This is a genomic window from Branchiibius sp. NY16-3462-2 (genome assembly GCF_001594145.1).
Classification (GTDB): domain Bacteria; phylum Actinomycetota; class Actinomycetes; order Actinomycetales; family Dermatophilaceae; genus Branchiibius.
This window is the reverse complement of sequence record NZ_LVCF01000038.1, coordinates 199,615-221,376: the sequence shown is the minus strand read 5'-3', so window position 1 is coordinate 221,376 and position 21,762 is coordinate 199,615. Positions and strand designations below refer to the sequence as shown.

Below are 21,762 nucleotides of genomic sequence, written 5' to 3'. Positions count from 1 at the left end.
GGTGCGCATCCTCATCGTCGGCGGGACCGGTCTGCTGGGTGGCGAGTTGCTGCTGCGCTGCCTCGAGCAGGGTCACGATCCGGTCGGCACCTTCGCGAGGTGGCCCGGGGAGCCGTGGGTGACGTGGCGGCATCTGGACCTGCGCTCCCCCTCAGACGTCAGCGACGTTCTCGCCGACGTGCGGCCCGAGATCATCATCAATGCGGCGTACGCCGGCGCGGACTGGCAGGTCGCCGCGCTGGGTGCCGCCCGGCTCGCCAGCGTTTCCTCTGCCGTGAGTGCCCGCCTGGTGCACGTGAGTTCGGACGCGCTGTTCGCGGGTCAACCCTCCCCCTATTTCGAGAGCGACGATCCGTCTCCTATTACCCCGTACGGCGCAGCGAAGGCAGCCGCCGAGGTCGCCGTTGCGACGATCGACCCGGGCGCGATCATCGCCCGGTCGTCGCTGATCATCAGCTCCGACGGCCGGTCGCAGCCGGAGCAGTTCGTGCACGAACTGGCTTCTGGCGGTGCGGGATTCCTGTTCACCGATGAGTTCCGCTGCCCGGTGCACGTGGCCGATCTCGCGTCTGCGCTGCTGGAATTGGCCCTGGGCGATCGCAGTGGCATCCACCACGTGGGAGGCGCCGATGCGGTGTCCCGGCTCGAGTTGGGCCAGCTGATCGCGACCCGTGACGGGCTGGATCCCGATTGCCTCCCCTCGCGAACCCAGGACATGGAGCGGTGGCGACCACGCGACGTACGTCTGGACAGCAGTGCTACACAGGCCAGCCTGGCCACCCGATTGCGCGGCGCGCGGGAGTTCCTGCGCGAGTAGCGTCGAAGACATGACACGTTTGGGCTACCAGATCCCCAACTTCAGCTACCCCGACAGCGCGCCCGATCAGCTGTTTCCGACCGTGGTGCGCCAGGCCCGCGAGGCCGAGGCGTCGGGTTTCGACACGGTCCTGGTGATGGACCACTTCTACCAACTGGCGATGATCGGCTCTCCGGACCAGCCGATGCTCGAGTGCTACACGCTGCTGTCGGCGCTGTCGCAGCACACCGAACGCGTGCGGCTGTCGGCGTTGGTCACCGGCAACACCTACCGCAACCCGACGCTGCTGGCCAAGGAAGTGACGGCGCTCGATGTGGTGTCCGGTGGCCGCGCCCAATTAGGTATCGGTGCCGGCTGGTTCGAGCTCGAACACAACAGTCTTGGCTACGAATTCGACACGTTCACAGAGCGATTCGAGAAGCTGGAGGAATCGCTGCAGATCCTTACCGGGATGCTGCGCGGCGAGAACCCGTCTCTTGAGGGCAAGTACTACACAGTCCATGACGCGATGAACCACCCCGCACCGCTCAGCCCGATCCCGGTCCTGATCGGTGGCGCCGGCGAGAAGAAGACGCTGCGTCTGGTGGCGCAGTACGGCGATGAGTCCAACCTGATCTGCGCACCGGATGAGATCCCGCGCAAGCTGGACGCGCTGGCCGGTCACTGCGAACGCCTCGGCCGCGACCGCTCGGAGATCACTGTCAGCATCCAGGCCAGCGCCTGCATCGCCCCGACCCACGAGCAGGCGCAGCAGGAGTTCGACGCGTTCGTCGCGGATCACCCGGAGGCGGGCCAGCGCGCTGGGTCGGTGCTGATCGGCGACAGTTCGGAGGTGGCGGCTGGTGTCCAGTCGCTGCTCGACCGCGGCGTCGACGGGGTGACGGTGAACCTGATCGCCAACGGTCACGTCGAGGGCCGCGTCACCCAACTCGGCGAAGCGCTGGCACCGTTGAACCAGTCGTAGGGCACGCCTCGACAATTGACGAAACCACCACCAATCATTGGGTGATCAAGCCCAGACACCGCAACTGTTGACGAAACCGCGACGAGACGAAGTCGCGGTATACCCGCACATGGTCAGCCGACCGCCGTACTCACGCGGATAGAATGCGAACGCACCAATCCCGCCAGCCTGCCGAGGGGAGTCCTGCAATGACCATTCTTCCGGTCAACGTCGACGACGACCTCGTTGAGTTGCTTGACGCTCAGGCGGCGGAGTCTGGACAATCTCGCAGCGAAGTGCTGGCCGCGGCCATCCGACGCGGCCTCGGAGGTGGTCGCTTGGCCGAGACCATGGCCGCATACCGGACTGGCGAAGAAATCTCTGAAGACGAGGCGATGGCGCTGGCCCAGGCCGAACTCGCGGCTGCCCGTTCGGAGCGCACCGCGGGGTGACGGGTGCACCACCGCGTCGAATCGTCATCGACCCGAACGTGTTCATCTCCACCACGATCACGCCCTCTGGCGCTCCCGGAGCCATTCTTGGCCTCATTGACGACGGCACCCTTGTTCCCATTGTGACCGCGCACTTGGTAGGCGAGGTGATTGACGTGCTCGGCCGACCCAAGCTGGCCAAGTACGTGAAACCGGGAGCCGGCGCCGCATTCGAGGAGCAGATGCGTCGACTCGGTGAGTGGCACGCGGACATTCCTGATCCACCCCGGGCTACGCGCGACCGCAAGGACGATTACCTCGTAGCTCTTGCACTTCGTGCCGCCGCGGACGTGATTGCCACCGGCGACGATGACCTACACGCGGCCGAGAATCTCGCCGTCGCGGTTCTTACACCGCGAGAGGTGCTGACTCGCCTGAAACTCTGACTGCCCATGCAACTCTGACGCCGCGAACGTAGGAACCAGGGGACACGGTCAGGCGGGTTCGAGGATCGCGATGCACTCGACGTGGTGCGTCATCGGGAACGCGTCGAACGCCCGCAACGAGGCCAGTCGGTAACCGTGCTCGGCCGCGTAGGCCAGGTCCCGGGCGAGAGCGGCCGGATCGCACGCGACGTACGCCGCGCGGCGGGGTTTGCGGGCCAGCGCGGCTTGCATGACCTCACGTCCCGCTCCGGACCGCGGCGGATCCAGCACCAGCAGATCGACCGCTCCGAGCGAAGTCTCCACCTGACCGGATTCGAAGAACGCGGCCACGTCCGAGGCCACGACGGATGCGTTAGCTGGAATGTTGTCCTGAGCGTCCTGCACCGCCCGGTGGTCGCCCTCGACGCCAAGCACCTGGCCTGACGGCCCAACCGCGGCGGCTAGGAAGGCGGTGAAAAGCCCTACGCCGCAATACAAGTCGAGCACGTGCTCCCCCGGCTGCGGAGCCAACGCCTCCAGCACCACCGAGGTGAAGGTCGCTGCGGCACCGGGATGCACCTGCCAGAAGCCACGCGCCGAGACCTGGAACGACCGGTCCAGGACCTCCTGGCGCACCGACGGCACCGGGTCATGGTTGGGCAGTTCAACGACGACTACTTCGTCAGAACCGACCGCGATGTCCGCTCCACTGACACCCTGATCAGCCGGCGAATCGAAAATCCCTGTCGCAGCGACGGATTCGACCGCAATCAGACAGTCGTCAATAGCCACCACGTCGTGCGACCGATGCTTGCGGATGCCGAATCGCAACGTCGGGGCCGTAGCCAGCTCCACCCGGGTCCGCCAGCGCAGCCCGTCGGTGTCCCCCGGCACCGGCTCCACGGTCACCGGCAGGTCCAGACCCGCCAGTCGTCGCAACTGCTCCGCCACGACCTGCGCCTTCAAGACGCGTCCGTAAGCCGCCGACGTGTGCTGCCAGTCGCAGCCCCCGCAAGCCCCCGGACCGGCGTACGGGCAGGGGGCAGAACGACGCTCGGGCGACGCGTCCAGCACCGACGTGGTATCGGCACGCAGGAAACGGGACTCGGTGTCCCCCTCGGTCACCGTCGCCACGACCTTCTCCCCCGGCAGCGTGTGCCGCACGAAGACCACCCGGCCATCGGCGCGCGCCACGCAGAACCCACCGTGGGCGACGTTGCCGACCTCGAGCGTCAGTTCGGTCCCGACCAGGGACCGGCCCCGGGTCTGCCGCGAGCGCGGGCGGCGATGAGCGGATCGGCGGCCGGGCACGTCAACGACCCTGACGTACGGCGCCCGGTGCGGGACCGTCGAACACCCGCTCCTCGTGGCCCTGGGCCGAGTCCAGCTGCCACGGCACGCTGGCCACCATCACACCCGGCGTGAAGAGCAACCGCGCCTTGAGTCGCAGCGCGGATTGGTTGTGCAGCAACTGTTCCCACCACTTACCCAGCACATACTCGGGCAGGTAGACCATCACCACGTCCCGCGGGCTGTCCCGACGGATCGACTTCACGTACTGGATCACCGGGCGACTGATCTCGCGGTAGGGCGAGGCGATGATCTTCAGGCGCACCGGGATCTGGCGCTTCTCCCACTCAGCCTGCAGCGCCTCGGTTTCGGACGGCTCCACGTTGACGGTCACTGCCTCCAGCACCGAGGGCCGGGTCGCTCGGGCGTAGGCCAGCGCCCGCATGGTCGGCTTGTGCAGCTTGGAGACCAGCACAATCGCGTGCACCCTCGAGGGCAACAGCTGCTGGGTGTCGTCGGCCTCGGCCAACGCCAGTTCGCGACCGACCCGCTCGTAGTGCCGGTTGATCGCGCTCATCAGGAAGAACAGGACCACCATCGCCGCGACCGCGTAACCCGCGCCGTGCAGGAACTTCGTCAGCAGCACCACGATCAGCACCAGCCCCGACATCACAGCGCCGACACCGTTGATCACCCGCGAGCGCATCATCCGGCGACGCACCATGGGGTCGGTCTCGGTGCGCAGATGGCGGTTCCAGTGCCGGATCATGCCGGTCTGGCTCAGGGTGAAGGAGACGAACACACCCACGATGTAAAGCTGGATCAACCGGGTCGTCTCGGCGTCGTAGAGAACGATCAGCACGATGGCCATCCCGGCCAGGGTGATGATGCCGTTGGAGAAGGCCAACCGGTCACCACGGGTGTGCAACTGACGCGGCAGCCAGCCGTCCCGCGCCAGGATCGAACCGAGCACCGGGAAGCCGTTGAACGCGGTGTTGGCCGCCAGCATCAGGATCACGCCGGTGATGATCGCGATGAAGACCAGGCCCGGGGTGAAGCCGCTGAAGACCGACTTGGCCAACTGCGCCAGGACGGTGTCCTCGTGGTAGTTCTCGACCGGCTTGCCGTTGAGCAACAGGTTGCCCGGGTGGTCCGGATCCTGCATCTGCACACCGGTCCAGTTGGCCAGGGTGACGATCGAGGCCAGCATGAAGATGGCGATGCCGCCCATCATGAGCAACGTGGTCGCCGCGTTCTTGCTCTTGGGTTTGCGGAACGCGGGCACCCCGTTGGAGATCGCCTCGACGCCGGTCAGGGCTGCACAGCCGGACGAGAACGCGCGAAGCAGCAGGAAGAGCATGGCGACCTGCCCGAGGGTGTCCATCCCCTCCTGCGGCCCGAGGGTGAACTGCGCGCTCTCGGCCAGCGGCAGGTTGTCGCTGATCTTGCGCACGAATCCGACGACGGCGAGCGTGAAGACCCCGAGCATGAACAAATAGACGGGGACGGCGAAGACGGCACCGGACTCGCGGACGCCGCGCAGGTTCATCGCGGTCAGCAGCACCACGACAAGGACCGCGAAGATGACTTCCTTGCCCCGCACGAACGGCAGCGCGGCGGAGGCGTTCTGGATGCCGGAGGACACCGACACCGCCACGGTGAGGACGTAGTCGACCAACAGGGCCGACGCGACGCCCAGGCCCGCGCGACGGCCGAGGTTGACGGTGGCCACCTCGTAATCACCGCCCCCGGAGGGGTAGGCGTGCACGTTCTGCCGGTACGACGCCACGACCACGGCCATGACGAAGATCACACCAAGGGTGATCTGCCAGGAGTGGGTGAAGGCGAACGCACCGCCGGCGCTGCCCAGCACGATGAGGACCTCGTCGGGGGCGTACGCGACCGACGACAGCGCGTCGCTGGCGAAGATCGGCAGCGCCAACCGCTTGGGCAGCAACGTATCTCCGAGTCGGTCGCTGCGCATGGCGCGGCCCACGACGAGACGCTTCAGCGCCCGACTGGTTCCTGACACAAGCCGAGAGTATGCCGCCTGGCTTGGCCGTGCGACGACTCCGGTACCGTTCCAGGCGTGTACTTCGTCATCATGGGATGTGGGCGGGTCGGCTCCACCCTGGCGCTCGCGTTGGAGCAGCGCGGCGAACAGGTCGCCGTGATCGACCAGGACGAGTCCGCCTTCCGCCGTCTGGGTCCGACTTTCGAGGGCCGCCGGGTCACCGGGGTCGGCTTCGACCGGGAAACCCTGGTGCGGGCCGGAATTCGTGATGCGTACGCCTTCGCCGCTGTGTCCTCCGGTGACAACTCCAACATCCTGGCCGCCCGCGTGGCCCGGGAGACCTTCGACGTCGACCACGTCGTCGCGCGGATCTACGACCCGGCGCGTGCCGAGATCTACCAGCGCCTCGGCATCCCGACCGTCGCGACCGTACGGTGGACCGCCGACCAGGTGCTGCGCCGGCTGGTGCCGCAGGGCGCCGTCCAACTGCACACCGACCCCAGCGGCCGCGTCACCCTCGCCGAGGTGCCCCCGCACCGCTCCTGGATCGGTTCGCCGCTGCGCGTCATCGAGCGCGAGACCGGGACCCGGGTGGCGTATCTCACCCGCCTCGGCGAAGCGATGCTGCCGGCCCCGGACACCGTCCTGCAGGAAGGCGACCTGTTGCAGCTCCTGGTCCAAACTGACCGCCTCGCCGACGTGGAAGCCCAGCTGGCTGCCACCAAACCCGCTGACTGAGTAAGGGATTCATGATGCGAGTTGTCATCGTCGGAGCCGGCAGCGTCGGGCGCTCCATCGCCCGGGAGTTGCTGCACAACGGTCACCAGGTCCTGCTGATCGACAAGTACGCCGATGAGCGGCGCACCCGTCAGGTGCCCGATGCGTCGTGGTTGCTCGGGGACGCCTGTGAGATCGCGACCCTCGTAGAGGCCTCACTGGAGGACTCCGACGTGGTCGTCTGCGCGACCGGTGACGACAAGGCGAACCTGGTGGTCTCCCTGCTGGCCAAGACCGAGTTCGGTGTCGGGCGCACCGTGGCCCGGGTGAACAACCCCAAGAACGAGTGGATGTTCGACGACGCGTGGGGTGTCGACGTCGCGGTGTCCACGCCCCGGTTGATGACGGCTCTGGTCGAGGAAGCCGTCACCGTCGGTGACCTGGTGCGGCTGTTCCAGTTCCAGCAGGGCCGGGCGACGATGGTGGAGATCACCGTGCCGGAGGACAGTCCGACGATCGGGCGCGCGGTGCGCGAGCTGAAACTGCCGGCCGATTCGGTGCTAGTGGGGATCATCCGCGATGAGCAACCGCTGGCCCCCAGCGACGACGACACCGTCGAGGCGTTGGATGAGTTGCTGTTCCTGACCACCTCGGACGCGGAGGCCGAGTTGGGCGCCGCCCTGACCGGACGCAGCCCCGAGACGATCCGGACGATCGAATCGTTCTGAGCCGGGCCGGTCAGCCCTTGTGGGTGACCGGCTTGATCTCGTAGGCCGGGTTGTAGATCGTGGGCACGCCCTTCTTGAACAGCACCCGACCCTTCACCTTCAAGAAGACACCCGGTTCGATGCCCGCGATGGTGCGTCGGCCCAGCCAGACCAGGTTCATCGTGCGGTGTCCGTCGTCCAGGTCGACGACCAACGCGGGAACGTCGTTCTGACGGGGCCGTAGGCTGACCGACCGCACCGTGCCACAGCATTCGGTGACGCATTTGTCCGCGACCTGGTCGATCGGCGTACCGCCCAGCTCGTCCAGGGTCTCGCGCAGTTCGTCCTGCTCGTGTGCCTCGGCGCTGCGCGCCAGCCTTTTGAAAGTTCGCGACAGGCCCATGTCACCGCACCTCGGTGATCTCGGGACCGCGCTCGAACGGGTTCAGGTCCTGCGCGGCAGCCTCGTCCGGCGCCTGCGTCAGCGCCTCGGGCAACGTCAGCTCCAGCAATTCGCGCGGGGCACGCGGTTCGCTGCCGCGGACCACGACCACCGAGCGGGCGAAGTCCAGCAGCGGCTGCGCGGCTGAGTCGTCGACAGCAGCGTTACCGGACAGGACAATTCGCAGGAACCAGCGTGGACCGTCGACGCCGACGAACCGGGCCGGGGCGAGCACGGAGCGCCCGTCGGGACCCTGGCTGGGCATCTTGGCGTGCAGTTCCGGACCGAACGGGCCGTCGATGATGTCGGTGCTCCCGCCACCGGCGATCAGGTTGTCCGCGATCTCGCCGCGGATCTCGCGCCACACGCCGCGGCTCTTGGGGGCTGCGAACGCCTGGATCTGACACGCGGATCCTTCGACGATGGCCGTCACCCCGGTGTACTGCTGGGTCGTCTCGTCGGCGTCGACCTGCAACTGCAGATCCGGGTACACCACGAACCGCAACGAGCCGAAGTCAACCCGTTCGACATCGTCCTCGACCTCGGTGACGTCGAACGGCCCGGCGGAGCGGTCGACGGCGGCTACGGGCTCTTCGGCGACTTCCTCAGCCGCAGCCTCGGGCGAAGCCTCATCCGTCGAGTCGCCGGTCGCGACCTGCTCGGAGGCGTCCTCGATGACCTCATCCGGTGTGTCGCCGGTCGCGGCGCCGTCCTTGGCCCGCTTCTTGAAGATGCCCACTGCTGTCCTTTGAATCGTTGTTCGGCCGGTCCCTGACCCGGTCGCCCTCTTCTGAGGTTACTTCCGGGAGAAGCCTCCGGTCGAACCGTGCCCGCCCGCCCCGCGCACGCTGTCCGGCAGGGCCGCCACCGGCTCCCACTGCACCACGGTCACGGCCTGCACGACCAGTTGCGCGATGCGGTCACCGCGGGTGATCGCGAACGACTCCCGCGGGTCCAGATTGATCAGGTTCACGTGGATCTCACCGCGGTAGCCGGCGTCCACCGTGCCGGGCGCGTTGACCGTGGTGATGCCGTGCCGGGCCGCCAGGCCCGAGCGGGGGTGGATGAACCCGGCGTACCCCTCCGGCAACGCGATCGCGATACCGGTCGGGATCAGCGCCCGGTGACCGGGCGCCAAGGTAACGCCCACCCGGGCCAGCAGGTCCATCCCTGCATCGCCCGGGCGGGCGTAGGCCGGCAGCGGCAGATCGGGGTCGATCCGGCTGACCGGGATGCGCAATGCGCTCACGGGCGGCTCAGGCCGCGCACTCGCTGCAGACCGGCAGTCCGCCGACCTCCTTGGCCAGCTGGCTGCGGTGGTGCAGCAAGAAGCACCGGGAGCAGGTGAATTCGTCGGCCTGGCGCGGGATCACCGTGACGGTGAACTCCTCGCCGGACAGGTCGGCACCGGGCAGCTCGAAACCTTCGGCCTGCTCGGACTCATCGACATCGACGCTGGCTGCGTTCTTGTCGACCCGTCGCGACTTCAACTCCTCGATCGAGTCGTGCTCGATGTCGTCGTCTGTCTTGCGCGGGGCGTCGTAATCAGTTGCCATCTCGAGGGTTACTCGCTTCTCTCGTTCTCTGGTTCGAAAATCTGTGTGGTGCGCCCACGCGAACAATGCGCACCTGTGCGCGGTCTAACGCACGCCGTACCTGAAATGTGCCCGTCCGGCCCGGAATTCTGCCCTACCTCCGCTATCGGCGCTGCACCGGGTCCCTTGGCGGATTCCTCCGCTGTCAGTTCCAGGAGGCGGCAGCATACGTGCTCGCACGGCCAAGGAACACCCTTACCGGCCGGTACATTCCATCGGCCGGACAACCGGGTCAGTGCGGGTCTGATTGCAGTACGTCGTGCAGCGCCTCCACGAGTACCGCCGGCCCCGCGAGGGTCAGGTCGCGCGACGGCTGTGCCCCGGCGCCTCGCACGACACCACCTGCTTCGGTGACGATCAACTGACCGGCCGCTCGGTCCCACGCGTTCAGCCCGGACTCGTAGTACACGTCGAGCCGACCGGCCGCCACGGCACACAGGTCCAGCGCGGCACTCCCGGCCCGTCGGATGTCGCGCACCTGCGGCAGCACCCGGGTCAGGATCTGCGCCTGCTGGGCCCGTTTGGCAGCGTCGTACCCGAAGCCGGTCCCGGTCAGCGCCTGCCCGAGATCCTGCTCGCCGCTGACGAACAGGGCGGTGACCGATGGGTCCGCACCGGTCGAGCGCAGGAAGGCCCCACCACCGCGGCGGGCGTGGAACAACTCACCGCTCACCGGGTTGAACACCGCACCCGCGACGCTCTCCCACTCCCCACGGGGGTCACCGACGCACGCAGCCACGGACACGGCGTACGCCGGGATGTCGTAGAGGTAGTTCACCGTCCCGTCGATGGGGTCGACGATCCAGGTGATGCCGCTGGTGCCCTCGACCGACGCGCCCTCCTCTCCCAGGATCCCGTCCTCGGGGCGGCGTGCCCGCAGCTGCTCCTGCAGCAGTTGCTCGCTGCGCCGGTCCATGATCGTGACCACGTCCGTGGCGCTGGACTTGGTGTCGGCGACCGCGAGGTGCTCGGGTCGTTCGCGCACGATCAGTTCACCGGCCTGCACAGCCAGTTCGCGGCAGATGGTCTCCAGCGTTCCGAGCGCCGGCAGGCTGAGATCCTCACCCACGCCGATCAGTCCATGCCACACGCGGCGGGACGTGCCTCACGCAGATTGGGGCAGCAGCCGGGGCGGCAGACCGGCGGCATCGCCTCACCGGGCCACGCGACCATCTCCACCGGCACGTTGCGGGCCTGGGCCGCCCGCTCGGTCATCAGATCGACCAGTCCGATGACGAACTCGGGATCGACCCCCACCGTGGGCACCCGCACCATGTTCAGGCCGAGTTCGTCGGCGGTCTCGCGCGCCTCGACGTCCAGGTCGAACTTGACCTCCATGTGATCTGAGATGAAGCCGATCGGGGCGACCACGACGTCGGTGATGCCGTCGGCGGCCAGCGAGCGCAGGTGGTCGTTGACGTCCGGTTCCAGCCACGGCTGGGTCGGCGGACCAGAGCGCGAGCAGTAGACCAGGGCACCGGTCAGTTCGCGGTCCAGCGTGAAGCCGGCCTCGTCCAGGATCACGTGCGCGATCTCATCGTGCTGGTGCTCGTAGAGGTTTCCCTCGCCGTCGCCCGGCCCGGAGGTGTCGTCCATCGCCTCCGGGATCGAGTGGGTGACGAAGACGATCCGCAGCTTGTCATCGTCCGGTTGCCCGATCTGGCGCACCGCGTCGGTGACCAACCGGGCATTGACCCGCGCGAAGCTGGGGTGGGTGGCGTACTGACGGACCTTGTCGACCACCAGTTCACGACCCTCGTCCTGCAACGCCTGCAGTGCGTCGGCGATGTTCTCGCGGTACTGCCGGCAGGAGCTGTAACAGGAGTAGGCGCTGGTGGTGACGGCCAGCACCCGGCGGGCGCCCGCGTCGTACGCGTCCCGCAATGTGTCGGTCAGGAACGGTTTGCTGTTGCGGTTACCCCACAGCACGGGTACGTCGATGCCGCGGCGGCGCAGGTCGCCCTCCAGGGCGGCGCGCAACTCCCGGCACTGATCGTTGATCGGGCTCTTGCCGCCGAAGCGGTCGTAGTGGTGGGCAACCTCGGCCAGCCGCTCATCGGGGATCCCCCGGCCGCCGGTCACCCGTCGCAGGAACGGCATGACCTCCTCCGGGCCCTCAGGGCCGCCGAACGAGAGCAGCACGACGGCGTCGTACGGCTCGACGGAGGCCGGCGCAGGCTGAGAAGTAGACACATCCAAACCCTACGAGCACTGCCGCTCCGGCGTGCCACCGGCATTCCTTCGGGTCCGGCGTGGCATCGTTGGGCGGTGGGCCGGTCCAGCACCGGCGCACACCGATCTGGCACATCCGACATGGGGCGGGACGATGAGTGAGCTGCACTTCACGCGCGTGAGCGACGACGGCGGGCAGTTGGTGCTCTCCGACGACAACGGGGCCGAGTTCACCCTCGCGCTCAGTGACGAGTTGCGTGCGACGCTGCGCCGCGCCCCGCGGCCGGCCGCGCAGTTGCCGGAGTTGGCGGCACCCGCCACCGCCAAAGACGTCCAGTCCATGTTGCGCGCCGGCGGAACCGTGCACGAGGTCGCCGAACGCACCGGCTGGGAGGTCAGCCGCGTCGAGCGGTACGAACCGCCGATCCGCTCCGAACGACAGTACGTCTCATCACTGGTCCAGGGTCTGCCGACCCCGGAGGGCACCTTCGCCGAGCAGGTCGCCGAGCGCCTTGCGGGTCGCGGTGTTGACGCCGAGGAGTTGGACTGGGACGCCGTGCGCGATGTCACCACCAACGCGTGGACCGTCGTGTGCGCCTTCGAGGCCGGTGGGCGCGCCCGCCGGGCGGAATGGGCGTTCGACCCGTCCGACCGCCGAGCCGTGCCCATCGACGATGAGTCCCGCTGGCTCAGCGAGGACGACTCCCCCGCCGGCCTGATCCCTGCCGGGCGGGTGGCCGCGCCGTACGACGTGATCGCCGAGGGCGGTCTGGAACACGGGGCCGCTGCCCCGCCGCGGCGACCCGGCCGCCCTGCTGGACCCTTCTCCCGCAGCGGTGAACCAGCCCCTCAGCCTGCTGCGGCCGAACCCGAGCCGACAGTCGTCGAGGACGATGACACGGCACCGCTGGCGGCCGCCGCAGAGCCGCAGCAGGAACCTGAGCAGGACGGGGCGCCCGTCGATCTGGTGTCGGCGATCCGTCGCCGGGGCGCCAACCGACGCAACAAGCAGGGCCGTCAGCGCAGCGCTGCAGCCACTGAGCCGCCGGCGGAGAACGCGCCCGCGCGGGAGCCGGAGGCCACGCCGACCGATGCCGACGAGATCGATCCGGTGACCGGCACGGTCGACCTGTTCACCCAGGTCGACGACCCCACGCCGCCGGAGCAGGTCCTCACCGAGGCGCTGGCCCAGGACGACTTCGCCGACGCCGAGTTGTACGACGACGACATCTCCGAGGGCGAAACAGTCATCGACGAGGACACACAGATCGATCTCGACGACGCGCCCACCGTCGGTGGTGAGGTCATCGACGAGGACGACGCAACGGACGTTCCCGAACGCCCGTCAGCGTCCCGGTCCGGTCGGCCCAGCGTGCCCAGCTGGGACGACATCATGTTCGGTCGTCGCGCCCGGGACTGAACGGATCGACGTCCCCGGCCCTCGCGCCGCGCGTCCGTGCCCGCCGGGGCACCGGGAGCCGGTGACCGGTGTGCCAGGTGATCACCACGGCGGTCCACCCCACCACGAGCACCGCAGCGACGATGGTGCCCACCGTCGCGTTGAGCGGGACGATCACCGCTACCAATCCGCCGAAGACCCAGGACAACTGAAGCAGTGCTTCTGAGCGGCCGAAGACGCTCGTGCGGCGCTCCTCCGGCACGGTGTCCTGGATCAGTGAGTCCAGTGCGAGCTTGCCCAGTTGCTGGCCGAAGCCGGCGACCAGACCGACCAGCACCGCGGTGACGATGCTGAACCGGACCGCTGCGACCAGGATGACGACGGCGTCCGCGAGCAACGTGCCCAGCACGATCATCCGCGGGCTGGCGATCTTCAGCAGCGCCCCCATGACCGTGCCGAGCGCATTGCCCACACCCGCTGCACCGAGCACGAGGGCGAACAGCAACGTCTGGCGGTCCTCCCACCCGGGGAACGGATGCGCGCGCACCAGGAACGCCAGGAAGATCGTCAGGAAGCCGGACAACCACCGCAGACCGGCGTTGGCCCGCAGCGCGGTGACCACGTCCGGCCCGATGCCCAGGGCCGACATCCCCTGGCCACGCGCCAGATCCACCAGATCGGTGGGTTCCTCACCCGCGCTGGAATCGACCCGCGCCGGCAGCAGGATGGCCAGCACCGTGCCGATGACGAACAGCAGGAAGGCCACTCGCAGCGACCACGCCGGGCCGACCTTGGCGGCCACCCCCGCCAGCACACCGCCGACCCCGGCACCGATGACGCCGGCCAGCGACAGTCGGCCGTTGGCCTCGACCAACGTCAGCTGCGGCGGCAACAACCGGGGCGCCGCCGCCGACCGGGTCACCAGGTAAGCCTTGGAGAGTACGAGAACGCCCAGCGCACAAGGGAATAGCCAGTTCGAATGGTCCTCGATCGTCTGCGCGGTGACCCAGCACAGGAAGGCTCGCCCCGCCAGCGTGGCGCCAATCGCCCACCGCCGCCCGCGCCGGAACCGGTCCAGCATCGGACCCACCAGGGGCGCAATGATCGCGAACGGCAGCATCGTGAGCAGCAGGAACAACAGCACCTGACTGCGGGCCTGCCCGTTGGGCACCGCGAAGAACACCGTGCCGGCCAGGCCGACCGCCAGCGCCGCGTCGCCGGCCGAACTCAGGGCGTGCACCTCGATCAACCGGGACAGGCCGCTCTCCCCCGCGCCCTGGGCCTCGGTGGCGCGCCGGGTGGCGTGCAACAACCGACTCGGTGCGGCTTTGGTCGCCCGTACGACGCGTCGACCCTTCCGCGGCGACGTCACCGTCTGGGTGGTGTCGTCCGCGTCGCTGTCCTGTGAGTCACTGTCAGCGACGGGCGCTGGCTCGGTCCGCTCGACCTGTGGCAGCGGCGCGGTCACTGCCTGGCGTCGAACGCGCAGCGGCGGCCACGTCGGAGCCTCGTCGGGGCACATCGGCGACCCATCGGCGTACCGGAAGGGGGTCTGGTCCTCGTGCGGGTCCGGCCCGCGGTCGTCGGTCACGGACGCACTTCGTCGAACGGCAGCACCTGGGCCGCGGCCTGCTGCGCCCGTGCGGAGGTCATCCGGCGCATGTGGTGGCGCCGGCACAACACCTCGTATTCCACTGTCCCACTGTGGTTTGCGGTATCGCCCGAATCCGGGAGCGACGCGCGGGCTTCGAAATCGTCGACATCGCCCACGATCACCTGCTCCCCCTCGGTGACCATCTCGCCGTCGACCAACCGGGCGTTGTGCGTGGCCCGGCGGCCGCACCAGCACAGCGCCTCGACCTGCAGCACCTGGACGCGGTCGGCGAGTTCGACCAGTCGCTTGGAACCGGGGAAGAGCTGGGTGCGGAAGTCGGCAGTGATCCCGAAGGCGTAGACGTCGATGTCCATCTCATCGACGATCCGGGCCAACTGCTCGACCTGGGCGGCGGTGTAGAACTGGGCCTCGTCGCAGATGAGGTACTGCACCACCGTCCCGCCCACGGCGAGGTCGACCAGGTAGGCCCAGAAATCCATGTCGTCGCCGACTTCGACTGCCGGGCGTTGCAGGCCCAACCGGGAGGAGATCATCTCCTGCCCGGCGCGGTCGAACTTGCAGAAGAGCACCCCCCGGTGGCCGCGAGCACGCCGGTTGTGGTCCATCTGCAGCGCCAGGGTGGACTTACCGCAGTCCATCGTCCCGGCGAAGAACACCAGATCGGCCATGGGGTCCAGTATCCCGCTCGTTCAGGACGCCGGCGCGTGCAGCACCGGCACGAGCAGTTCGGCATCGGTGAGTGAGCCGTGCTGGCCGACGAGTTCGAGCAGCACCGGTTTGATCGTGCGTGAGTCGTAGACGCAGCCGGTCGAGCGCATCGCCACCAGGACATCGCCGATCCGGTCGCGGACGCCGGCCGCGACCGGGCCGAACAGACCGGTGTCGATGGCTTCCTCGCGGGTGAGCACCCACGCGTCGTCCGCCATCCGGGTGCGCCAGGTCGCCGCGACGTCGGCGGCCGCACCGGGCACGGTGTAGAGCTGCGGGGCGCGTGGCTCGCCGCCGGTGAGGTGCACCCCGGCCACCAACTCGGCATCGGCGGCCAGGTCGACCCGGTCCTCGAAGGGCACATCGACCATGCCGTGATCAGCGGTGATCGTCAGCGACACTCCCCCGGGCAGCGCGGCCGCCAACCGGGCCAACTCGGCATCGACCCGCTCGAGTTCCTCGACCCACTGCAGCGAGGCAGGGCCGCTGGTGTGGCCGATCCGGTCGATGTCGCCCCAGTAGAGGTAGACCAGCCGTCGTCCCCTGCCGCGCAGCGCCGCCAGCGTTAGATCGACCCGATCGGCGAGGCGGTAGGCACTGACGACCCTGGCTCCCCGCAGCGCGGCCCGGGTCAGTCCGGACCCGTCGAAGTAGTCCGCACCGATCATCGTGACCTCGACGCCGTCGCGACCAGCAATCTCGAACGCCGTCGGATTCGGTTGCCAGCGCAGCGAATCCGGCCCGTTGATCCAGTCCAGTTCGTTGAAGAGGACATCCCGGGCGGGGTCGCGCACCACGTAGCCGACCAGTCCGTGCTGACCGGGCGGCAACCCCGTGCCGAAGGTGCCCATGCTGGTCGCCGTGGTCGAGGGGAATCCGGCGTTTCCGGCCTGGTCTGGTGCCGTGGCGAGCAGGCTGCGCAGGTACGGCGCGTGACCGCTGCGGGTGCGCAGCAACTCCAGCCCGAGGCCGTCGACCAGGACGACCACGGCGGATCGCGCCGGTGCCAGGGCGGGCAACCACTCGGCGTACGGCGAGTGGCGGACCCCCAGCGAGGCCACGACGCGCGGAAGCACCCCGGCCAGGTCGTTGCCGCCGTAGCCGGGGACGGGCAGGTCGGTGCTCAACCGGCGAGGGCGGCCGAGAGCGCGGCGGCGAACCGGACCGCCTGCTGGAGGACAGCGTCACCGTCCGCGTCGGCACTGATCCGTAACGCGACGTCGTCGCCGGTGATGGTGCCGTCGTACCCGTGGTCGGCCTCGCACTCGGGATCGGCACAACTCGCGGGCATCAGATCCACCCGGGACACCGTGCCCCACCCGATCGTGACGGTGAGTTCGCGGCCCAGCGAACCGGGTTCGTAGTTCTCCGGATCGGCCACGACGTGGGCCAGCATCACCCCACGTACCGCCGTCAACGGCACCGTCTCGGTCGTCGCAGTCGCAAAGGATCCGGCGCCCTCGGTCTCAGCGGGCCCGTGGTCGTCAGTGTGGGCGAGCACCAGGCGGCTCGGGGTCAGGATCAGCACGGTGATGTGCCGCCGGACCGTGGTGGCATCGAAGGTCGTCTCGCAGTGCACCAGATGGGACACCACCTGGTCGCCGCCGAGCGCGGCCGCCACGACGTCGCACACCAGCGCGGGGTAGTACCCGGCGTTGGAGATGTCATCGACCAGTGCCTTGGGCAGCGACGCGGAGGTGACCTGACGAGTGACCGACATGCTGGCCATCTTCGCACTTCGGACCCAGCGCGTGAGGCGGGCGTGTGGATCAGCCACCGGAATCAGCCGGAGGACAGGGCCCGCCGGCCGGTGTCCTGACGGGACTGCGGTGGCGCGACCGAGCAGCGCGCGTCCAGCACGTCGACTCCGCCGGGGTGGGTGTTGACCGGGCTGAGTCGCAGGGAAGCGACCTGCGGCAGTTGATCAGCCAGGACCGCGACGCGTGCGATGAGGTCCTCCAGGGCGGGGCGGTCGATGACTCCGCCGCCACCGACGTTGTGCAGCAGCGGCGCTGCACGCACCGAGTCGATCAGGTCGCTCACGTCGCCGGTGGTCAGTGGTGGGATCCGGTAGCCGACGTCGCCCATCTCCTCGGGAGCGCCGCTGATCGCGAACCGCAGAACGGGACCGAAGAGCGGGTCCTCACCGGACTCGACCACGCAGGCGACGCCGGGTGTGGCCATGTGCTGGACCACCAACTCTGCGTCCCCGGTCGGGGAGAGAGCTTCGTGCAGTGCGGTCCACGCGTCACGGACGGCGACCTTGTGCCGCAGATCGGCGCGGACAGCGGTGATCGTCTGGCTGCGCACCCGCGGCGACACTGACTTGACCACAACCGGATAGCCGATGTCCTTGGCCGCCGACTCCGCTTGCGAGGCCGACTTCACCGGCCGCGCCGGCCACACCGTGATGCCGTAAGCCGCCAGCAACTCCTGCACCTCATCGGGTTGCAGGTCGCGGCCATGCGGGCTCTGCTCCAGGACGCGATCGATCAACGCGCCGGCAGCTTCGGGGTCGATGCCCTCAGGGAGCACCAACTCGCCCCTGTCAGCGGCCGTCCAGTCACTGCGCCCGGCCGCCAGAGCCAGGGCGCGTACGGCGTCCTCGGGCAACGGATAGGCGGGCACCACCCGGCGGCTACCGTCCTCCAGAGTCCCCGACGCCAGCGAATCCGAGACTCCCTGAACGCCGAGGATCGTTGTCACACAGGGTTTTTCGCTGACCGAGCTGATCTCCGCGAGCATCGCGCCCACTTCATGGCCGTCGCCCTGCTGCTGGCGCATGAAGTTGGTGACCACGGCGTCCACGGATGCATCGGCGAACGCGTCACGCAGCGCCTCGCGCATATCGTCCAGAGCCGACTCGGCAGGCAGGTTCACCGGTCCGCGGGTGACCTCCAGCCCGTGGCTGACCGCGGTGTCGGCGGCGATGGCTCCGAGGGCATCGGAGTTGCCGACGATGGCCACGCGGCGGCCCCGTGGCGCCGGTTGGTGCAGCAGCAACTGGGCCACGTCGAACATCCGGTGCAGATCGTCGACGCGGATGACGCCCGCCTGGTCCAGCATCGCCTGGAACGCCTCGGGATCCGCGTGGGTGCCGCGGACCCGGTGACCGGCGGGCACGCCGTACGACGAAGTGCCCGGTTTGATCACGATCACCGGTTTGCGCTCGGACAGGCGCCGCGCGATGCGGGAGAACTTGCGCGGGTTACCGACGGATTCGAGGTAGAGCCCGACCAGGGTGGTCTCCTCGTGCTCGATCCAGTACTGCATCACGTCGTTGCCGGAGACGTCGACCCGGTTGCCGGCGTTGACGAACTGGCTGATGCCCAGACCCCGCAACTGGGCGAAGTCGAGAACGGCGACGCCGAGAGCACCGGACTGGGAGAAGAGGCCGAGGCCGCCGGGGTCGGGCAACCGGTCAGCCAACGAGGCGTTCAGCCGGATCGGCGTCTCTGCGTTGATCAGCCCGAAGGAGTTGGGTCCCAGCACCCGCATACCTCCGTAGCGGGCGCGGCGCAGGAGTTCGCGCTGCAACCGCACACCGTCCCCGCCGGCTTCGGCGAATCCCTCCGACAGAACCGTCACCGCGCGCACCCCGAGCGTCGTGCAATCGTCGACGACGGCCAGCGTCGCGGCTGCGGGTACGGCGATCACCACCAGATCGACCGGCTGCGGCAGATCCGTGACCCGCTCGTAGATCTTCACATCAGGGATCGCTTGGTGCACAGACGAGTTCACCGCGAAGAGGTCGCCGGTGAAACCGCCGTCAACCACCTGCTGCCACACGCGCCGACCCAGCCGGGTCGGCTTCTCACTGACCCCCACGACGGCAACCGACTGCGGAGCCAGCAACGCCCGCAGACTGGTGGCCTCGGCTCGCTGCTCCCGGGCCACCACGACCTGTCGCGAAGCCGAGGTGGGCTCGATCGGGAACGACAGGGCCACGACGCCGTCCTCGAAGGCCCGCTTCACCGCATAACCCGCCTCGGTGAACACCGACAGCATCTTGACGTTCTGCGGCAGGACGTCGGCGACGAACTCCTCCACCCCGAGTTCCAGACCGATCGCGGCCAGGTGCTCCAGCAGCACCGACCCGACCCCACGGCCCTGGAAGGAGTCGGCGACGTTGAACGCCACTTCAGCCTTGCGGCCGTCATCGAACCGGTCGAACCGCCCGACGCCCACCAGACGGTCGCCGCTGCGCAGCACCAGAGCGACCCGATTGATGTAGTCGACGTGGGTGAAGCGGTGCACGTCCTTGTCCGACAGGTGCTTCATCGGCGCGAAGAAGCGCAGGTAGGTGGATTCGGGTGACTGGGCGTCGTGGAACGCGCGCAGTGCGTCACCGTCAGAGGGTCGGATGGGCCGCACCTGGGCCACCGAGCCGTCCCGCAGGACGACATCGGCCTCCCAGTGCTGGGGGTAGTCAGTCATCGCTTCTCCACCGCCGGGTCGACGTAGCGCCAGGTAGTCGCATCATCGTCACTTGTCCAGTATCCCGAGGTGGTGCGCGGGATGGCGTACAGCCTCGAATCATCGGTGGCGATCACATCGTCGAAACCGGTGGCTGATGTCGGCGGTGTCGTGGGTGGCGAGAAGGTTCGCCCCGCGTTGTCGGACCGCACCAACGCCGCGTATCCCTTCGGCACGAAGCCCACATCGCCGCGTGGACCGCCACTGGCGGCCACCAGCACCGAGGGGTCCGGCGCGGCCAGGCTCACCTGGCCGATCGCGGGCAGGACGAGCGCGCCCACGGACGCCACCGCCCATGAGCCCCCGTCGTTGTCGGACCGGATGACGGTGTACGACGTGCGGTCACCTGCCGCGACGGGTGCGCACACGGCGTACAGCCCCCGCGCTCCTGCCACACCGGTCAGGGCACCGATCCCGGTCCCCCGGCACGCGGTCGGGCCCTTCATCGGTACCAGGGCACCGCCCTTGACCGCGTAAGCATCGAACGGCCCGGTCGGGCTGCCGCTGACCTGGACGAACACCTTGCCGTGGGACAGCACCAGCGATCCGGCGCTCACCGCGATCGTGGGCACCAGACTTGCCGTCACCCCGGACACCGAGTTGTCCGACGGCTTGATCAGACTCAGGTATATCGGCCCGGTGCAGGTGCCCTGGACACAGCCGTCCGACGCGAGCACCGCGACGGTGTTCCTGGGTGCGTCGACCGCGACATCGAGCACCGTCTGACCCACGTGCGGCATCCGGCTGAACGTCTGCCCGCGATCGCGGGTGAGCCACAGGTCGCCACCGAAGACGTACCCGCGCTGGGGATCCAGGAACCGGGTCTGGGTGATGGCACGGTCCGGTTGCACGGACGGCACGAAATCGCCTCTGGCACTAGAGGTATCCGCGTTGTTGAAGGTCTGCACTGCGTTCCAGGACGTGCCGTCATCCGATGACCGCAGGAGAACCGGGCAGACGTCATCCGAGCAGTCAGCCGCGCCCAGGGCGAACACTGAACCCGCACCGGCGTTGGACACCGACCAACTGCGCAGTCCCGGCGGTACGGGTTCGGGCGGTTGCGGGCTCGGGGCCTCGACCGAGGGGCTGGTCAGGTTCGTACCTGCGACGACCTGACCCGGGTCGATGGCGTATCCGCGCCGCACCTGCCCGCCCAGAGGTTGCAACGTGACGGCGTACACCCCGAGCGCAGCGACCATGAGCCCGAAGGCAATCCCGAGGGCGACGGAGATGCCGCGCCACGGGATCCGCGCCGGGTGGGGCGGCTCGGTGGCAGCATCGACGACCGGCTGATCGACGATGGGTTCCGGCACGATCCCAGGGTAGTCCGCACCCCTGATACCCGGCCGTGATACCAGTGGCACGTGGAACTCACAGACGCGATCCGCAAGCGGCGGATGATCCGCAACTACGACCCCGACCGTCAGGTGCCGCCGGACGTGCTGGCTGAGATAGCGAAGCTGTCACTTCGGGCCCCGAGCGCGGGATTCAGCCAGGGCTGGGACTTCGTGGTGTTGCAGGGCCCGGACCGGGACCCGTTCTGGGCCGCCATGGCCAGCGAGAACTGGCCCGGATCGTGGCTGGCAGGGGTCCGTAATGCGCCCACGTTGATCGTGTGCCTGTCGGATAAGTCGACGTATCTGAAGCGCTACCAGGAGAAGGACAAACCGTTCCAGGACGGGCAGGAGGAGCACTGGCCGGTCTTCTACTGGGATGTCGACACCGGGATGGCGGCGATGCTGATGCTGCTGCTGGCGGTGGACGCGGACCTGGGCGCGCTGTTCTTCGGGGTGCAGGTGGAGGACCTGCCCGCCGTACGTTCCGCGCTGGCCATCCCCGAGGACCGCAACATCGTGGGCGTGGTGGCGCTGGGGTATTCCGCCGAGAAGAAGCCGACGGGTAGTCCGCGCAAGCGGGCGCGACGTGGCGTCGAGGAGGTCTTCCACTCCGGGCGCTTCGGGGAGCCGTTCACGCCCGCGGGCTGAGCCCTTCCCCACTTTTGGAACGCAAT

At 68.6% G+C, this 21,762-nt stretch carries 22 protein-coding genes; 8 read left to right on the top strand and 14 right to left on the bottom strand.

From position 1 onward, the window contains the following. Position 1 precedes the first annotated feature (1 nt). From AZH51_RS12870 to AZH51_RS12855, 4 genes are all read left to right on the top strand, one after another. Positions 2–817 carry a sugar nucleotide-binding protein gene (locus AZH51_RS12870; protein WP_291524908.1) on the top strand — a complete coding sequence of 272 codons (816 nt, stop codon included), beginning with the start codon at positions 2–4 and terminating at the stop codon, positions 815–817. Between the two features lie 10 nt (positions 818–827). Continuing rightward, positions 828–1,781 (top strand): LLM class F420-dependent oxidoreductase, encoded by a 954-nt coding sequence (locus tag AZH51_RS12865; RefSeq protein ID WP_291524906.1) that lies wholly within the window; start codon positions 828–830, stop codon positions 1,779–1,781. Between the two features lie 188 nt (positions 1,782–1,969). Further along, a complete protein-coding gene (locus tag AZH51_RS12860) occupies positions 1,970–2,212 on the top strand; it encodes a ribbon-helix-helix domain-containing protein (protein WP_291524904.1) in 243 nt (80 codons plus the stop codon). Continuing rightward, positions 2,209–2,637 carry a putative toxin-antitoxin system toxin component, PIN family gene (locus AZH51_RS12855; protein ID WP_291524902.1) on the top strand — a complete coding sequence of 143 codons (429 nt, stop codon included), beginning with the start codon at positions 2,209–2,211 and terminating at the stop codon, positions 2,635–2,637. The genes AZH51_RS12860 and AZH51_RS12855 overlap by 4 nt, the downstream gene beginning before the upstream one ends. Before the next feature lie 48 nt (positions 2,638–2,685). On the opposite strand, the gene AZH51_RS12850 is transcribed toward AZH51_RS12855, so the two are convergent. Together AZH51_RS12850 and AZH51_RS12845 are read right to left on the bottom strand one after the other, a co-directional pair. After that, complete coding sequence (locus tag AZH51_RS12850; protein WP_291524900.1) at positions 2,686–3,927, bottom strand: class I SAM-dependent RNA methyltransferase; 1,242 nt, start codon at positions 3,925–3,927, stop codon at positions 2,686–2,688. Between the two features lies 1 nt (position 3,928). Then, complete coding sequence (locus tag AZH51_RS12845) at positions 3,929–5,938, bottom strand: APC family permease (RefSeq protein ID WP_291524898.1); 2,010 nt, start codon at positions 5,936–5,938, stop codon at positions 3,929–3,931. A 57-nt stretch (positions 5,939–5,995) separates the two neighbouring features. On the opposite strand from AZH51_RS12845, the gene AZH51_RS12840 reads away from it, so the two are divergent. Continuing rightward, positions 5,996–6,658 carry a TrkA family potassium uptake protein gene (locus tag AZH51_RS12840; protein WP_291524896.1) on the top strand — a complete coding sequence of 221 codons (663 nt, stop codon included), beginning with the start codon at positions 5,996–5,998 and terminating at the stop codon, positions 6,656–6,658. Positions 6,659–6,672: 14 nt separating this feature from the next. Continuing rightward, positions 6,673–7,365: a TrkA family potassium uptake protein gene (locus AZH51_RS12835; RefSeq protein WP_291524894.1), complete on the top strand. Its 693-nt coding sequence runs from the start codon at positions 6,673–6,675 to the stop codon at positions 7,363–7,365. A 10-nt stretch (positions 7,366–7,375) separates the two neighbouring features. Here AZH51_RS12835 and AZH51_RS12830 read toward each other — a convergent pair whose 3' ends face one another. From AZH51_RS12830 to AZH51_RS12805, 6 genes are all read right to left on the bottom strand, one after another. After that, a complete protein-coding gene (locus AZH51_RS12830) occupies positions 7,376–7,747 on the bottom strand; it encodes an OB-fold nucleic acid binding domain-containing protein (RefSeq protein WP_291524892.1) in 372 nt (123 codons plus the stop codon). A gap of 1 nt (position 7,748) precedes the next feature. After that, entirely contained in the window at positions 7,749–8,525 is a 777-nt protein-coding gene (locus tag AZH51_RS12825) for a DUF3710 domain-containing protein (RefSeq protein ID WP_291524890.1), read from the bottom strand. A gap of 57 nt (positions 8,526–8,582) precedes the next feature. Further along, on the bottom strand, positions 8,583–9,035 hold the full coding sequence (gene dut, locus AZH51_RS12820; RefSeq protein WP_291524888.1) for a dUTP diphosphatase: 453 nt from the start codon (positions 9,033–9,035) through the stop codon (positions 8,583–8,585). A 7-nt stretch (positions 9,036–9,042) separates the two neighbouring features. Continuing rightward, positions 9,043–9,342, bottom strand: coding sequence for a DUF4193 domain-containing protein (locus AZH51_RS12815; RefSeq protein ID WP_109684373.1), 300 nt, complete (start codon positions 9,340–9,342; stop codon positions 9,043–9,045). 271 nt (positions 9,343–9,613) lie between these two features. Further along, positions 9,614–10,450, bottom strand: a complete 837-nt coding sequence (locus tag AZH51_RS12810) for an inositol monophosphatase family protein (RefSeq protein WP_291524885.1) — start codon at positions 10,448–10,450, stop codon at positions 9,614–9,616. 5 nt (positions 10,451–10,455) lie between these two features. After that, positions 10,456–11,574 (bottom strand): ferrochelatase, encoded by a 1,119-nt coding sequence (locus AZH51_RS12805; RefSeq protein WP_291524883.1) that lies wholly within the window; start codon positions 11,572–11,574, stop codon positions 10,456–10,458. A gap of 133 nt (positions 11,575–11,707) precedes the next feature. On the opposite strand from AZH51_RS12805, the gene sepH reads away from it, so the two are divergent. Then, positions 11,708–12,973, top strand: a complete 1,266-nt coding sequence (sepH, locus tag AZH51_RS12800) for a septation protein SepH (RefSeq protein WP_291524881.1) — start codon at positions 11,708–11,710, stop codon at positions 12,971–12,973. Here sepH and AZH51_RS12795 read toward each other — a convergent pair. The 6 genes from AZH51_RS12795 to AZH51_RS12770 form a co-directional block, all read right to left on the bottom strand. Then, a complete protein-coding gene (locus tag AZH51_RS12795; RefSeq protein ID WP_291524879.1) occupies positions 12,945–14,543 on the bottom strand; it encodes an MFS transporter in 1,599 nt (532 codons plus the stop codon). The genes sepH and AZH51_RS12795 overlap by 29 nt on opposite strands. Continuing rightward, complete coding sequence (locus AZH51_RS12790; protein ID WP_291524877.1) at positions 14,540–15,235, bottom strand: thymidine kinase; 696 nt, start codon at positions 15,233–15,235, stop codon at positions 14,540–14,542. The genes AZH51_RS12795 and AZH51_RS12790 overlap by 4 nt, the downstream gene beginning before the upstream one ends. A gap of 21 nt (positions 15,236–15,256) precedes the next feature. Further along, on the bottom strand, positions 15,257–16,402 hold the full coding sequence (locus tag AZH51_RS12785; RefSeq protein WP_291524874.1) for an alkaline phosphatase family protein: 1,146 nt from the start codon (positions 16,400–16,402) through the stop codon (positions 15,257–15,259). Beyond that, positions 16,399–16,995: a DUF5998 family protein gene (locus tag AZH51_RS12780; RefSeq protein ID WP_291524872.1), complete on the bottom strand. Its 597-nt coding sequence runs from the start codon at positions 16,993–16,995 to the stop codon at positions 16,399–16,401. Before AZH51_RS12780 ends, AZH51_RS12785 begins: the two co-directional genes overlap by 4 nt. Before the next feature lie 62 nt (positions 16,996–17,057). Further along, positions 17,058–19,712, bottom strand: a complete 2,655-nt coding sequence (locus tag AZH51_RS12775) for a GNAT family N-acetyltransferase (protein ID WP_291524870.1) — start codon at positions 19,710–19,712, stop codon at positions 17,058–17,060. Beyond that, positions 19,709–21,064, bottom strand: coding sequence for a hypothetical protein (locus AZH51_RS12770; RefSeq protein ID WP_291524868.1), 1,356 nt, complete (start codon positions 21,062–21,064; stop codon positions 19,709–19,711). The genes AZH51_RS12775 and AZH51_RS12770 overlap by 4 nt, the downstream gene beginning before the upstream one ends. Positions 21,065–21,115: 51 nt before the next feature. Between AZH51_RS12770 and AZH51_RS12765 the strand changes: the two genes are divergently transcribed. Then, positions 21,116–21,736: a nitroreductase family protein gene (locus AZH51_RS12765; RefSeq protein ID WP_291524866.1), complete on the top strand. Its 621-nt coding sequence runs from the start codon at positions 21,116–21,118 to the stop codon at positions 21,734–21,736. Positions 21,737–21,762 lie beyond the last annotated feature (26 nt).

Bases quoted from the DNA above. Each gene is read 5' to 3' on its own strand.
- AZH51_RS12860 (WP_291524904.1), top strand. From the start codon at position 1,970: ATGACCATTCTTCCGGTCAACGTCGACGACGACCTCGTTGAGTTGCTT.
- AZH51_RS12815 (WP_109684373.1), bottom strand. From the start codon at position 9,342: ATGGCAACTGATTACGACGCCCCGCGCAAGACAGACGACGACATCGAG.
- AZH51_RS12775 (WP_291524870.1), bottom strand. From the start codon at position 19,712: ATGACTGACTACCCCCAGCACTGGGAGGCCGATGTCGTCCTGCGGGAC.
- AZH51_RS12790 (WP_291524877.1), bottom strand. From the start codon at position 15,235: ATGGCCGATCTGGTGTTCTTCGCCGGGACGATGGACTGCGGTAAGTCC.
- AZH51_RS12780 (WP_291524872.1), bottom strand. From the start codon at position 16,995: ATGTCGGTCACTCGTCAGGTCACCTCCGCGTCGCTGCCCAAGGCACTG.
- sepH (WP_291524881.1), top strand. From the start codon at position 11,708: ATGAGTGAGCTGCACTTCACGCGCGTGAGCGACGACGGCGGGCAGTTG.
- AZH51_RS12830 (WP_291524892.1), bottom strand. From the start codon at position 7,747: ATGGGCCTGTCGCGAACTTTCAAAAGGCTGGCGCGCAGCGCCGAGGCA.
- AZH51_RS12865 (WP_291524906.1), top strand. From the start codon at position 828: ATGACACGTTTGGGCTACCAGATCCCCAACTTCAGCTACCCCGACAGC.
- AZH51_RS12835 (WP_291524894.1), top strand. From the start codon at position 6,673: ATGCGAGTTGTCATCGTCGGAGCCGGCAGCGTCGGGCGCTCCATCGCC.